Genomic DNA, 13,959 nt, shown 5'->3' with positions numbered 1-13,959 from the left:
TCGGGATGATGCGCCGCGCGCTGTCTCTTGCCCTCTTTCTGGGCCTGATCCTTGCGGCACCTGCCGCCGCCCAGGAGATCGCGATTGATTTCGGCGAAGGCGGGTCGCTGACCGCGCGGACATTGCAGATCATCGCGCTGATCACCGTGCTCAGCCTGGCACCGGGGCTGGCGATCATGATCACCTGCTTTCCTTTTGTGGTGACGGTGCTGTCGATCCTGCGCCAGGCGATCGGCCTGCAGCAATCGCCGCCAAACATGCTGATCGTGAGCCTGGCACTGTTTCTGACCTATTTCGTGATGTCGCCGGTATTCGAGGCGGCCTATCAGGCCGGAATCGGCCCGCTGATGGAGGGCGAGATGGAAACCATGGACGCGCTGGCCGCGGCCTATGAACCCTTCCGCCTCTTCATGCTGGCGCGCGTCGACCCTGAAACGCTGCAAGTGATGTCCAGCTTGCGCGATGGTGTGCCCGATGCGGTTCCCGATCCGTCGGTGCTGATCCCGTCCTTCATGCTGAGCGAAGTTGAACGCGCCTTTCAGATCGGGTTCCTGGTATTTCTGCCCTTCCTGATCATTGATCTGGTGGTGGCTGCGATCCTCATGTCGATGGGCATGATGATGGTGCCGCCCGCGATCGTATCGCTGCCGTTCAAGCTCGCCTTCTTTGTGGTGGCGGATGGATGGGCCTTGGTCACCGGCGCGTTGGTGCGCAGCTATTTCTGAAACGGAGGATGCCCATGCCAGGCGAAGCCCTGAAACCCCAGACCCCGAAACACTCGGAAAGTTTCACCCGCAAAGCGCGTGTTCTGCTGGAGCTGTTTGGCCCCAACGGCCTGGAACGTCTTGAGGGCGCGGGATTGGCCCCCGGCATCATGAAAGCGATTGAAGAGGCGGCAGATGCCGCACCGGGGCCGGGTGGCGATCTGCATTCGGGGCGTGACGGATTGCTGCACCGGTTTCGGGAACGCGGCCTGCTGGAGCGCGCCGCAAGTGACCCCGCGCCCGCCGCCGCCGCGCCCCGTGCCACCGCCCCGCTCGGCGATATCAGGTCAGCCGTCGGCCATCGCATCGCGGCCCATTTGAACGATGGGGATCTGGAAAAGGAAAACCCGGCGGTTATCGCCCTGGTCCTGAAATCACAGCCGAAATCCGTGCAGGCGCGGGTGTTGCGCGCCCTGCCCGGGGCCTGCGCGCGGGCCACGATCCGGCATATGAAACGCTGAGACCGGAAAAACCCCGGCCAATTTCGGACCGGGGTTTTCCATCGCTGTGATTTCCTATCGAACGATCAGTTCCGCATGCAATGCGCCCGAGGCGTTGATCGCATTCAGAATGTCGATCATATCGCCCGGTGAAACACCCAGAGCATTGAGGCCGGAGATGACCTCGGACAAGGACGTGCCGTCGGCTATTTCGGCCAGCCCGGTGCCCGCCTCTTCGTCAATCGCGGCCTCGGTGCGTGGCACGATCACGGTTTCGCCTTGCGAGAACGGGTTGGGTTGAACCGCGATCGGGCGTTCCTCGATGCGCAGCGTCAGGTTGCCCTGCGCCACGGCGACGCGCGAAATGCGCACATCCTCGCCCATCACAATCGTGCCCGACCGCTGATCGACCACGACCCGGGCGCGGCTTTCGGGCTCGACCCGGAGGTTTTCGATGCGATAGACCGAATGGGCCGGTGACAGGTCTCGCATGGCGGTCAGATCCAGCGCCACGGTGCCCGCATCCAGCATCCGCGCCACGGGGCGGTTGTAAAGCCCGTTGATGGCGGCCTCGATCCGCGCGGCGGTGGTAAAATCGGGCGTGCGCAGGGCCAGGCGCATGGTATCCAGACTGTCCAGTTCAAACTCGACCTCGCGTTCGATCCGGGCACCTGACGGCACGATGCCCGCGGTCGGCACACCTTCGACGACACTGGCCGCGTCGCCCGCCACCGAGGCCCCGCCCGCGATGATACTGCCCTGGGCCACGGCGTAGATCTCACCATCGGCGGCGGTCAGCGGCGTCATGACCAGCGTCCCGCCCATCAGACTGTCGCTGTCGCCAATGGCCGAGACCGTGATGTCGATCTGGCTGCCGGCCCGGGCAAAGGCGGGCAGGGTGGCGGTGACAATCACCGCAGCCACATTTTGCGGGCGAAACTGTTCGCCGGTCACATTGACCCCGAGCCGTTCAAGGATGTTGATCATGATCTCTTCGGTAAAGGGGGAATTGCGGATGCCATCGCCGGTGCCATTCAGGCCGACGACCAGGCCATAGCCGATCAGGTCATTGCCGCGCACGCCGTCAAATTCGACCAGATCCTTGATCCGGATCGGGGTGGCCGCGGCCGCCATGGCTGTGAACAGCATGGCCAGGGCCAGGAAAAATCGGATCATCACATATACTCCGTCAGGCTGAGACGCGACAGCCGGGTGGTAAGAAGATAGAGGCTTTCGAGGCGGATCTGCGCCTCCTGCAACTCGGTGGCGACAGTGAACGGGTCGATGCCGGTCAGCGCGTTGCGCTCAAGCTCCAGAAAGCCGCGCGCGGTGTCATTGCGCACCATCGCGGATTCAATGCGCGCCTCGACATCGCCAAGCCCGGCGCGCAGATCGGTGACACCTTCGTTGCCCTCAAGCATCTGCAAGGCGGCGGCTTCCAGCAATTGCTGTTTGTCGGCCTCGGTGGCGGGGCCTTGCCCCCGGGTCACCAGGCTGGCAAGCGCCATCCCCATCAGGGCCTTGCGCAGGGCTGGGTCCAGCGCGCTCAGCGGGTTGCCGACGATCTCGCCTTCGGCCACCGAAAACCCCGCCGCCGGCGCGGTGCTGCCTTGATAGGCAAGGGTCTCAAAGCCGCCGCCCGGATCCATGAACCAGGCGTCCAGCGTGGCGATCAGATCGGTCGCATCAACGGCCCCGGCGGCCAGCGGTGCCAATTGCGCAAGCAGGGCGTCGGCGCTGATCAGCGGCTGGGTATCGGTGGCGGTGCCGGAAAACAGCGCCCGCCCGGCAACCTGTTGATTGAGCATCGCAATCGATGTGCTCAGCCGATCCTCGGCACCGGCGGCCACGATCTCCATCTGATTGCCGGCCCCGGTGCTCGTGGCCGCCAACAGCGCTGGCCCGATCTCGAACAATTGGTCCTGAATGGTGCCAAGTGCGGCCTGCGCGGCAGAGGTGGTCAGCGCCGCCTCGGCCCCCGAATTGCGATAGGCATCAAACAGGCGCAGGCTGCGTTCGATGCCGGACAGCGCCGTGAAATCCCCGCGCAGGGACTTCGACAGATCGCTGGTCTGACCACTGGCCAGTTCCCGGGTCAGGCGGCTCAGGTCGGTTTTGACCTGAGCCTGGTTCTGGCGCAGGAAAAAGCTGCGGGCCTGATCGGCGACAGAGGTAATGGCCATGGCTCAGATCCTCATCAACTGATCAAGCATCTCTTCGACGGCGGTAATGATGCGGGCATTGGCGGCATAGGCGGTCTCGATCTGCAGCAGGCGCTGCAATTCCTGATCGGTATCGACACCGCCGCGCAGTTCCGATTCGCGCAGAGCACCATAGCGGCCCGCCGCCTGGCTGAGATCGGCTTCGGCAAACTGGCGATCGGTGGCTGTCAGCGACAGGAAATCACCGGCCAGTTCGCTCATCGAGCGGCTGGTGCCGGAAAAACTGACCGAGGTGGTTGGCCGGTTGGCCTGCAGCGCCTCCAGCGTGGCCTGCAACAGCAGCGGATCACCGGCATTGCCCTCAGACACCGCGCCGATGCCATCGCGCAGCCGCCAGACCGCGCCGCCCTGGGCCGGATCGACCAGCGCATTGACGCGCAGCCGGGCGGCCAGGCCGGTTTCATTGGCCGCCGTCGCCAGGCTGCCGGCATCGGTGAAAAGGCCCGGATCGGTCAGCGCGCGGGTCGGGTCCAGGGCCGGGTCATCCAGGCGCGCGGTCAGGTCCAGCGCGACGCCGTCAAGCTGCGCCTGCGCCTTGACACCGATGCTGTCGCGGACCTCGAAAAGCGCCGCCAGCCGCCCGCCCTGAAGCGAGGCATAGCTGCCGCCAAGCGTGATCGGGCGCCCATTCACGCTGAGCCCGGAAAGGTCGCCATTCTGATAGCTCATATCGGCGGCAATGGCGGCGGTGGGCGTGAAGCCGAACTGCGCCGGGCGCCCATCCAGAAGCGCAAGCCCGTCACCGGTAAAGAGCGAGACCATGCCGCTTTCATTGCGCATCTCGCGAATCGGAACCAGATCCGAGACAGAGTCGATCAGCGCCTGCTGCTGGTCCTGCAACCCCAGAGCATCCTCGCCCCGGGCCACGGCATTGCGGATGGAAATATTCAGATCATGGATCGCGGAGAGGGAACGGTTCAGCGTCTCGACATTGGTGCCGATCTGGCTGTCGGCCTCGCGTCTTATGGTCTGCACCCCCTCCGAAATGCTGTTCAGGCGCGCGGCCAGACGCCCGGCGCTTTGCAAGACGCTTTCCAGCCGCGACTGGCTGTCGGGGCCGCTGGCGGCGCTTACCAGCCGGGATTCGAAATCGTTGAAACTGCCCGACAGGCTGCCCGGGTCGCCCGGGGTGCCGATCAGGGCCTCGATCCGGGCCAGAAACCCGGCCCGGGTATCGGCCTGACCCTGGGCCGCCTCCGCACCGCGACGTTCGCCAAGCAAGATCGGGTCGACATTGCGGGTGACACCGATGACGCGCACCCCTGCGCCGGCGCCCTGAACCAGCGGCGACAGGGACAGGCGGCGCACGCCATAGCCGTCGGTATTGGCATTGGCGATGTTCGAGGACACCACCGCGGCCGCCCGACTGCTGGCGGTCAGCCCGGTCAGGGCGGCGGTCAATGCGCTGGATATGGTCATGGGTCAACCCCGCCCTATCAAGCGATCAGCGCTTGATATTGGTGGTTTCCTGAAGCATTTCATCGACGGTCTGAATGATTTTTGCGTTCGAGGAATAGGCCCGTTGCGTCTGGATCAACTGCGTCAGTTCACCCGCGACATCGGTGGTCGATTCTTCGCGCGCAAATCCGATCACCTCGCCGGTTGGCCCGTCACCGGCATCCCACATGAAGAAGGATCCGCTGTCAGGCGAGATCTGATAGGCCTGATTGTTCACAGCGATCAGCCCATTGGGGTTGGGCACGTCGATCACCGGCACCTGATAGATGACGCGGGTAAAGCCGCTGTCATAGATGGCATGGACCATGCCCTCGGGATCGACTTCGACCGAAGTGAGGTTGCCCACCGGAGAGCCATCCTTGACCACCGGCGCAAACGAGAATGTATCGGAAAGCTGCGTCAGCCCGGACGGATCGCCAATTGCGCCGATCTCGACCTCAAGCGGGCCACCATCGACCGTGATCGACATCGACCCCGTTGTCGCATTATAGGCCCCGCCAGAGATCGTGGTGACCGATGCCAGATTGCCGCCATTGCCGCGCGCGGTATCGAATGTGACGGTATATTCGCCCACCACCGCATTGCCCGAGGCGGAATCGCGGATTGTCATGGTCCATTCATTGGATGATCCGCTGGCCGGGATGGTCGGGGTATAGGTCACCTCCAGCACCTGGCTGGTGCCCAGATTGTCGAAATATTCGGTCGACATCACCAGGGCATTGCCGGATTGTCCGGTCGCCGTGGCCGTTGCGGGCAGATTGACGGTCAGTTCCATCTGGGTTGTCGGATCCCCGGCAAATTGCCCGGTATTGGCGCGAATCGGTTCAAGCGCTGCTGTCGTGTCGCGCGGAAAGGTCGGCACGGTGCCATCGGCATCAGCCGGCCAGCCCATCAGGACCAGGCCTGTTTCCGTGGTCAGATAGCCATCGGCATCGGGGCGGAACGACCCGGTGGTGACCAGCATCACCGGGCTGCTTCCGGCCGGGTCATTCAGCGAACTGGCCGTGGTGACCGGCATCATGCCGCGCCCGCCAATGGCCAGATCGGTGGGGTTGTTGGTGGTGATGAGCGTGCCGCGCTGATCGACCAGGCGATCGGTGATGACGCGCACGCCGCCGGCCGAATAGCTGCCGCGCCCCTGCCCGATCACCATGGACTGGAAATCGGTCACGGCGCGTTTGTAGCCATAGGTGTTGGAATTAGCGATGTTATCGGAAATCGAGGCAAGTCGGCTGGCATTCACGTTGAGGCCGGCGACGCCCGCATTGAGCGAGGAGGAAATGGTCATTAATGCGCCTTTCTGCTGCATCTCGTCGTATCACCTGCAAAGGAACCACAGCAGGGTTTAACGCTGGCCTAACAGTTCAAATTGAACATAGTTTTCGGCCTATAGCGCGTCGCGCCTGATCGGATTCGAGCATTCATCACCCGGACCGAGGCAGCGTTCGCGCAATCGAATGCGTTCGGGTCGGCCGGTGAATTCGATTTGGCGCGACGCGCTCTAAAAACCTGATCTCAAAAGGATAATTTCCACACGATCATTGCGCACCGCCATCGGATCATCGGTCACCGGGCTGCGATCGGCATGGCCGACAACCCGCCGGAACCGCCGCGGAGAAACGCCCGCCTCCTCAAGCGTTCGGCGCAGTATCTGGGCCTGCATCATGGACCGGTCCCACCGGGTCTCCCGGGCCACGACGATAGGTTCCGCGCGCACATAGGCCCCCACGGCTATGGCATTGGAAACCGTGCCGAAAAGTTCGGCCATGATGCCGGTAAATTCGGTCAGCCAGGGTTGCAGCGTGGTGCCATCTTCTGAAAACAGCGGCGCGCCGGGGCGCGCAAACACCTCGATCACCAGGCCGATATCGGTCAGCCGGGTCTGAACCTGGGTGAGCGCGTCTTCGCTGATCCGCGAATCGCCGGCGGCGTTCAGACTGTCCTCAAGGCTCTCCAGCGCGGCCTGCTCCAACGCCCGGGAGCTGTAATCGGTGCCCGAGATGCCCATGGCCTGGCGCCCCTCGGTCGGAAATTCCGAACTTGCGCCAGTGCCGCTTTGGGCCAGGTTTTCCTCGGAAAACGGGCTGTCGCCGCCAAAGGCCCCGGTGCCGCCGCCCGAGATTCGCGCCACCGGAATGGTGGGCGTGAAATAATCGGCCAGGCCTTTTCTCTGCTGTTCGGTGGTGGCATTCAGCAGCCACATCAGCATGAAGAACGCCATCATCGCGGTCACGAAATCGGCATAGGCCACCTTCCAGGCGCCGCCGTGATGGCCGCCGGCGACGATGACCTTCTTTTTCTTGATGATGATCGGGCGCAGCGAATTCTTTGCGTCCATGGCGGGCCTCGGCAATTTGCGATCTGCCGGAACGCTAGCAGCGACCTCTGAACAAGGGCTTAAAGCGTCACCGCCTGCCCGGATCGGGCCGATTTCTGCGCCGCCATTCCCATCCGCACCGCAATCGCCCCGTCCTGCAGGGACACCGCCGCAGATGCGCCCGCCCGCAACGCCCGGGCAAATAGTTGATGCTGATAAAAGGTTGCCCCATTGTGGTCACCCGCCGCCAGCAGCGCGGGATCGACCGGGATGGCATGGTCCACCGGGCCTTTCGGGGCGCGCGGGCTGGTGATCAACCGGGCCACCGGCGGCGCACCCAGATGATCGGGCCAGAACCGCCCCGGGCCGGGAACCTTCGCCTCGATCATGCCAACCGGGCCGATGGCGCTGATTTCTTCCTGATAGCGCGCGCCTTCGGCGAACATGCACAGCTCCAGCATGGCCCGCGCGCCGTTTGCGAAATCAACGATCACATAGCCATTGTCCCAGATATCGGGGGTGGCACCGCCGTAGCGTTCCTCCAGATGGTTCACCGATTGGCTGGCCGATGCCATCACGCGCAGCGGTTCAGACCCGATGGCCAGCCGCATAAGATCAAAGAAATGGCAGCATTTTTCCACCAGAGTGCCGCCGGTTCTGGCGTTGAACCGGTTCCAGTCGCCAGTTTTCTGCAAAAACGGAAACCGGTGCTCGCGGATCGTCAGCATCTGAATGCCGCCGGTGGCTGCCTGCACCTGATCCAGAAAAGCGGCAATCGGCGGCATGTAGCGATATTCCATCGCCACCCAGATCAGCGCCGGATAACTGTCGGCCAGGCGGGCAATGCGGCTGGCATCCTCGGGTGTGGTATAGAGAGGTTTTTCGATAAGAACGGGCAGGGCACGCGTGCGGGCAATTTCTTCCAGATGATCGACATGCAAGTCGTTGGGCGACGCGATCAGCAGCGTGTTCACCGCCTCAACGGCCAGCAGCGCGGCAATCGTATCAACCACCTGCAATCCCGGCACCAATGCCCGCGCCGCCGCTTGCATTGCGGCATCGGGGTCGCAGATCGCGACCACCTCGGCCCCGTCCAGCAATGCGATATTGCGGATATGTTCCTGGCCCATCATGCCGCAGCCGATGATGCCATAGCGCAGGTCGGTAAGCATGTCGTGTTACCTCATTCGGGCGACATAGCGCGCCACGTCGCTGTCAAACCAGTTGCGCGAAACCTCGGCAACCCCGCCATCGCGGGCATGGCTGTGGCGCTCGATACATCCGCACACCGTCCCGGGGGCGGGGCCAAACTCGGCCGGGCTCCAATCGGGGGCTTCCCCGACGCCCACACGATCCTCGAACCCGGTGATCCAAAGCCCCAACGCCTCGCGGTAATACAAGTAAAGCGATTGCGAGATCTGATCGGGATCCAGCCGGTCGGCATAGCTGCCATCGAGCCAGATTTCCTCGACCGAGGCAGGCTGGCCGCCCAGATAACGCAGCCGGCGTATCCTGTGGCCCTGGGTTGATGCCCCGAATTCGGGGAGGCCCTCCGGCTTGGGCAAACGCTCGATATCCAGGATCCGCGCCGTGGGCAGACCGCCGCCGGCCAGCAATTCCAACCGGTAAAGCGCATAGATCCCTTCGGGTGCCGATGACCCTTTGACATAATTCCCGGAGCCTTGCCGCCGCTCCAGCAGCCCGCGCCTTTCCAGCTCGGCAAGCGATTTGCGCAGCGTGCCGACCGAAGTTCCAAGCGACCGCGCCATATCGCGCTCCGGCGGCAGGCGGGTGCCCGTGGCCAGGCGTCCGGCCGCAATATCGCGGATCAGCATCTCGCTGATCTGCAGATAAAGCGGCAAGGCACCGGCGGGCGGGATCGGAGGCATATCAGGCGGCCTGAAAAATTGATACACTATTGATCTACAGGTTTCGCAATGTTACGCAAGAGAAAAACAGCGAACACCCAGCGGGAGAATTCCATGCCCATCGTTCCCATCACCTCGCCCGATCTGGCGGCGGCGGAAGTCTCGTGGTTCGCTGCGCTCTGCTCGGATGATTACCAGTTTCTCGGCGTGCCCGATGGCGATCTGCGCTCAAGCTGGGATCATTGTTCAAACATCGTGACAGAGGCCGAGCATCAGGGCTTTCGCAATATCCTGTGCCCGTCCTCCTATCAGGTCGGGCAGGATACGCTCAGCTTCGTGGCCGGCTGCGCCCCGATCACCGACCGGATCAACATGCTGGCCGCGGTGCGCTGTGGCGAGATGCAGCCGATCATGCTGGCGCGCACCATTGCCACGCTGGACCACATGCTGAAGGGGCGGCTGACGGTCAATATCATCAGCTCGGATTTCCCCGGCGAACTGGCCGATAGCCGCCTGCGATATCAACGCTCGCGCGAGGTGGTCGAGATCCTGAAACAGGCCTGGACCCAGGATGAGATCACCCACAAGGGCGAGGTCTATGAATTCGAGGGTCTGACCACCGACCCCGCGAAACCCTATCAGACCGGCGGGCCGCTGCTGTATTTCGGAGGCTATTCACTGCCCGCGCTGGAACTTTGCGGCCAGCATTGCGATGTCTATCTGATGTGGCCCGAGCCAATCGAACAACTGGCCGAAAGGATGCGCGCCGTGAACGCGGTGGCCGAACGCTACAATCGCACCCTGGATTACGGGCTGCGCGTCCATGTCATCGTGCGCGACACCGAGATTGAGGCCCGCGACTATGCCGAATACCTGACCAGCAGGCTGGATGACGAATATGGCAAACTGATCCGTGACCGGGCGCATGACAGTATCTCGCTTGGCGTGGCGCATCAGGCTAGGGCGCGCGAACTGGCCGACAGATACGGCTATGTCGAGCCGCATCTATGGACCGGAGTGGGCCGGGCGCGGTCAGGCTGCGGCGCGGCCTTGGTCGGCTCCACTGATCAAGTGCTGTCAAAGATCGAGGCGTATCGGAAAATGGGCCTGCGCGCCTTCATCTTTTCTGGCTATCCGCATCTCGATGAATGCCGCCATTTCGGAGAAAAAATCATGCCGCATCTGACCACCTGTTCCCTGCCGCATGAATATGGCCGGGTGCCCGCACAGACGCCCATGACCCCGCTGGGTGCAGGAGACCGCAGATGACCGAACGCCTGTCCCTGTCCGGCCAGATCGAGATCTCGCGCCTTGTCTATGGCATGTGGCGCGTGGCCGATGATGACAACACCACGCCCGCCCATGTCCAGGCCAAGATCGAGGCCTGCCTGGCGCAAGGCATCACCACCATGGATCAGGCCGATATCTACGGCGATTACGGGGCCGAGGCGGTGTTTGGCGCGGCGCTGAAATCCGCGCCGCATCTGCGCGACGCGGTCGAGATCGTCACCAAATGCGACATCGTTGCGCCGGTTGGCAAATACGCCGACCGGCGGTTGACATATTACGACACATCCGCCGCCCATATCACCGCCTCGGTCGAGGCATCGCTGAGCAATATGGCGACCGACCGGCTTGACCTGCTGCTGATCCACCGGCCCGATCCGTTCATGGACCATGCCGAAACCGGCCGCGTGCTGGATGATCTGGTGGCCGCGGGCAAGACCCGCGCCGTGGGGGTGTCAAATTTCAAACGGCATGACTGGACGCTGCTGCAATCGGCCATGTCGGTGCCGCTTTGCACCAATCAGATAGAGCTCAGCGCGCTGCATGTGGACCCGTTCATGGATGGTGACATTGCCTGGATGCAGGAACATGATATTTGCCCGATGGCCTGGTCGCCGCTTGGCGGCGGGCGTGTTTTCGGCCCCGATGGCGCGCCGGTGCGCCGCGTTCTGGCGCGTGTGGCCAGCGAACAGGGTGTCGACATCGCGGCCGTCGCGGTGGCCTGGCTGCTGGCCCATCCCATCCGCATGGCCCCGGTTCTGGGCACCAACAACCTGACCCGGATCGCGGCCATATCTGACGCCGCAAAGGTGCAGATCGACCGGCAAACCTGGTTTGAGGTGCTGACAGCGGCAATCGGGGCCGAAATGCCATGACTGCGCAGCGACAGATGGAGCATTTCAGCCCCGGCCCCGAGATGGGCCGCCAGTTGCGCGCGGCCCTGTCGCGGTTCGGAACAGGCGTTACGGTGGTCACGGCGCAATCCGATTGCGGGCCGATCGGCATCACCGCCAACAGCTTTTCCTCGGTCTCGCTGGACCCGCCGCTGGTGCTGTGGTCGGCGGCCAAGGCCTCCAGCAGATTCACCCATTTTTCCCGCGCCGACCATATGGCGATTCACGTTCTGGAACAGACCCAGATGCCGGTTTGCAAGGCTTTTGCCGCCTCGGCGAAGGGGTTTGATCAGACCAAATGGCGCAAGGGCAGCCATGATCTGCCCTTGATCCGTGGCTGTCTGGCGCGGTTCGAATGTGAACGCTACGCCGAATATGACGGCGGCGATCACGCGATCATCGTGGCGCGGGTGCTGCGCGCCTCGGTGCGCCACGGCGCGCCTTTGCTGTTCTTCGACGGCCGGTTCGGCAATTTCGCGGCGACGGGATAGGCCATGCCGGATCGCGCAGGGCTGGCAGACCTCTTGGGGCCGGGCTTTCCGGGATCGGATTTCACCGGCGTGACGCAGAACAGTGCCAGCAACTTTCACGGCTGGCTGCTGGAGGATCTGACATTCCACAGCAGGGCCGAGGATATCCCGGCCCTCTTCCTGCGCCCGCCCGAGGGTCATGCGCCGCTGCCCGCCATCCTTTACTGCCATGCGCATGGCAATGAGTATACTTTTGGCCGCGATGAGCTGACCCAGGGCAGGCCCGCGCTTGTCGCGCCCTATGCAAGCGATCTGATGGCGCTTGGCTGCGCGGTCTTGTGCCTTGAGATGCCCTGTTTCGGGGCCCGTCAGATGCCATCTGAACCGGCCCGCGCCAAAGCGCATCTCTGGGCCGGATCGACGCTGTTTGGTCAGATGCTGGCGGAACTGCGCGCCGGTGTGTCCTTCCTTGCCAGCCATTCCACCGTGGATAGCGACCGCATCGGCGCGCTTGGGCTGTCCATGGGCAGCACACATGCCTTTTGGCTGGCAGCGCTTGATCCGCGGATCCGGGCGGCCTCGGCCCTGTGCAGTTTTGCCGATCTCGAGGCGCTGATCGAAGCCGGCGGCCATGACGGCCATGGCATCTACATGATTGTGCCCGGCCTTGTTGCGGCTTTCAGCACCGGCCAGATTGCGGGCCTCGCCGCGCCGCGCGCCTTGCAGATCGCGGTTGGCCTCAAGGATTGGTCAACGCCGCCCGCGCCCTTCGCCAAAGCGCAAGCCGATCTGCGCGCGGCCTATGACGCGGCCGGGGCGACAGGCAGGCTGCGGTTTCATATCGAGCCCGATCTGGGCCATGCGGAAACCCCCGCCATGCGCCGCGCCGTGCTGGATTTTCTGCGTCAGGAACTGGTGGTGTAACCATCAACCGCCGCCGCAATCACCGCCCCAAGCGCATCTGCTCTGTCGCCCAGCCCGATCGCGCGCGCCACAGCCGCCGCCATGTCCGGGGTGCAGGTCGGCCCATCAATCAGCCCGATCAGCATCGCTGCATTCGGGTCGGCAATGGCGCGCCCCTGTGCAACCGCGCGGCGCAGATATGCGATCCAGGCCGCAATGGTCGCCACGGCCTGCGGGGCCTCGCCCGTGGTCTCCAGGATGATCGGCACCAGCCTTTCGCGCATCTTCAGGCTGCCATCCATGGCGATCTGGGTCAGTTCATGCTGCATCTGGGGCACTGAAAAGCGCGCGATCAGGGCGGCGCGATAGGCGGGCAGGGTAGGGGCCAGATCAGCAGGCAGGCTGCGCCCGGCCTCATCCCAGAGCGCCTCCACACCGGCGCGCAGCCCGGGATCGGCCATTGCCTGATGCACATATCTGTGCCCGGCCAATTGCCCTTCATAGGCCAGACAGGAATGCGCCGCGTTCAGCAGCCGCAGCTTGCGCATCTCGAACGGGGCCACATCGGGCACGATCTCGACCCCGACCCGGTGCCAGTCGGGGCGCGGGCCTGCAAAACGATCCTCGATCACCCATTCGCTGAAGGCCTCGGTGATGACAGGGGCCGCGTCGGCCCGGCCACAGGCGGCCTCGATCTCGGCCGCCAGGTCGGGGCTGGTGGCGGGCGTGATCCGGTCCACCATGGTGTCGGGAAAGGTGGTCCGTTGATCTGCGCTGAGGCCGCATTGGTGCAGGAAATCGGCAATCGCTGCGGCCAGTTTTGCGCCATTGCCGGAGATGTTGTCGCAGCTTAGCACGCTCAGCGGACCGCCATTCTGTGCCGCCCGCAAGGCCAGACCTCGGGCCAGCAGGCCAATCGCGGTTCGCGGCAGGTCGTGGGCCAGATCGGCTGCAATTTCAGGCGCGCTCAGATCCAGCCGCCCGGTGCCAGCATTCAGATAGTATCCCTTCTCGGTCACCGTCAGCGTGATGATCTGCGTCTCAGGGGCGGCGATGGCGTTCAGCACCGCGCCGGGATCTTCCGCTGCCACCAGCAGCCGGTCATGGATCGCCAGCCGCTCGACCCGCAGCCCCCGGGCCCCGCGAATGCCAAGCGCATATCGGTTGCCCTGCCGCGCCAGCGCATCGCGCAACCCGGTCGATCGCATCGCCACGCCGGTGATGGCCCATTGCGGCGCGTCCGGATCCAGCGCATTGGCGCGCGCGCAATACCAGGCCTGATGCGCGCGGTGGAAATTGCCCAACCCCAGATGCACGATACGCGGCATCCTCACGCC

At 63.9% G+C, this 13,959-nt stretch carries 14 protein-coding genes; 6 read left to right on the top strand and 8 right to left on the bottom strand.

Going from position 1 to position 13,959, the window contains the following annotated elements; translation table 11 throughout:
• The first annotated feature begins 8 nt into the window (after positions 1-8).
• A complete protein-coding gene (fliP, locus tag ACW8PS_RS06595; RefSeq protein WP_491526579.1) occupies positions 9-725 on the top strand; it encodes a flagellar type III secretion system pore protein FliP in 717 nt (238 codons plus the stop codon).
• 14 nt (positions 726-739) lie between these two features.
• On the top strand, positions 740-1,225 hold the full coding sequence (locus ACW8PS_RS06590) for a hypothetical protein (protein ID WP_491526530.1): 486 nt from the start codon (positions 740-742) through the stop codon (positions 1,223-1,225).
• Between the two features lie 54 nt (positions 1,226-1,279).
• On the opposite strand, the gene ACW8PS_RS06585 is transcribed toward ACW8PS_RS06590, so the two are convergent.
• The 7 genes from ACW8PS_RS06585 to ACW8PS_RS06555 all read right to left on the bottom strand — a co-directional run bounded on the left by ACW8PS_RS06585 (position 1,280) and on the right by ACW8PS_RS06555 (position 9,090).
• Entirely contained in the window at positions 1,280-2,380 is a 1,101-nt protein-coding gene (locus ACW8PS_RS06585) for a flagellar basal body P-ring protein FlgI (RefSeq protein WP_491526529.1), read from the bottom strand.
• Positions 2,380-3,387, bottom strand: coding sequence for a flagellin (locus ACW8PS_RS06580; RefSeq protein WP_491526528.1), 1,008 nt, complete (start codon positions 3,385-3,387; stop codon positions 2,380-2,382). The genes ACW8PS_RS06585 and ACW8PS_RS06580 overlap by 1 nt, the downstream gene beginning before the upstream one ends.
• 3 nt (positions 3,388-3,390) lie before the next feature.
• Positions 3,391-4,845 carry a flagellar hook-associated protein FlgK gene (gene flgK / locus ACW8PS_RS06575; protein WP_491526527.1) on the bottom strand — a complete coding sequence of 485 codons (1,455 nt, stop codon included), beginning with the start codon at positions 4,843-4,845 and terminating at the stop codon, positions 3,391-3,393.
• Between the two features lie 25 nt (positions 4,846-4,870).
• On the bottom strand, positions 4,871-6,172 hold the full coding sequence (locus ACW8PS_RS06570) for a flagellar hook protein FlgE (protein WP_491526526.1): 1,302 nt from the start codon (positions 6,170-6,172) through the stop codon (positions 4,871-4,873).
• Positions 6,173-6,385: 213 nt separating this feature from the next.
• On the bottom strand, positions 6,386-7,222 hold the full coding sequence (locus tag ACW8PS_RS06565; protein WP_491526525.1) for a flagellar motor protein MotB: 837 nt from the start codon (positions 7,220-7,222) through the stop codon (positions 6,386-6,388).
• Positions 7,223-7,281: 59 nt separating this feature from the next.
• Positions 7,282-8,373: a Gfo/Idh/MocA family protein gene (locus tag ACW8PS_RS06560; protein ID WP_491526524.1), complete on the bottom strand. Its 1,092-nt coding sequence runs from the start codon at positions 8,371-8,373 to the stop codon at positions 7,282-7,284.
• A gap of 6 nt (positions 8,374-8,379) precedes the next feature.
• The gene (locus tag ACW8PS_RS06555) at positions 8,380-9,090 is read right to left on the bottom strand and encodes a GntR family transcriptional regulator (protein ID WP_491526523.1); all 711 of its coding nucleotides are present in this window, start codon (positions 9,088-9,090) and stop codon (positions 8,380-8,382) included.
• A gap of 93 nt (positions 9,091-9,183) precedes the next feature.
• Between ACW8PS_RS06555 and ACW8PS_RS06550 the strand changes: the two genes are divergently transcribed.
• Genes ACW8PS_RS06550 through ACW8PS_RS06535 form a run of 4 tightly spaced genes read left to right on the top strand, consistent with a single transcriptional unit; the run spans position 9,184 to position 12,643 of the window.
• Positions 9,184-10,338: an LLM class flavin-dependent oxidoreductase gene (locus tag ACW8PS_RS06550; RefSeq protein ID WP_491526522.1), complete on the top strand. Its 1,155-nt coding sequence runs from the start codon at positions 9,184-9,186 to the stop codon at positions 10,336-10,338.
• The gene (locus tag ACW8PS_RS06545; RefSeq protein ID WP_491526521.1) at positions 10,335-11,231 is read left to right on the top strand and encodes an aldo/keto reductase; all 897 of its coding nucleotides are present in this window, start codon (positions 10,335-10,337) and stop codon (positions 11,229-11,231) included. The genes ACW8PS_RS06550 and ACW8PS_RS06545 overlap by 4 nt, the downstream gene beginning before the upstream one ends.
• Positions 11,228-11,740: a flavin reductase family protein gene (locus tag ACW8PS_RS06540; RefSeq protein WP_491526520.1), complete on the top strand. Its 513-nt coding sequence runs from the start codon at positions 11,228-11,230 to the stop codon at positions 11,738-11,740. The genes ACW8PS_RS06545 and ACW8PS_RS06540 overlap by 4 nt, the downstream gene beginning before the upstream one ends.
• A gap of 3 nt (positions 11,741-11,743) precedes the next feature.
• On the top strand, positions 11,744-12,643 hold the full coding sequence (locus ACW8PS_RS06535) for an alpha/beta hydrolase family protein (RefSeq protein WP_491526519.1): 900 nt from the start codon (positions 11,744-11,746) through the stop codon (positions 12,641-12,643).
• On the opposite strand, the gene ACW8PS_RS06530 is transcribed toward ACW8PS_RS06535, so the two are convergent.
• Positions 12,625-13,959: mannitol dehydrogenase family protein (locus tag ACW8PS_RS06530; protein ID WP_491526517.1), on the bottom strand; the 1,335-nt coding region annotated here is incomplete at its 5' end. The two genes, ACW8PS_RS06535 and ACW8PS_RS06530, sit on opposite strands and share 19 nt — an antisense overlap.

It is taken from the genome of Alterinioella sp., assembly GCF_058343375.1.
This window is presented reverse-complemented; position numbering and strand designations above follow the sequence as displayed.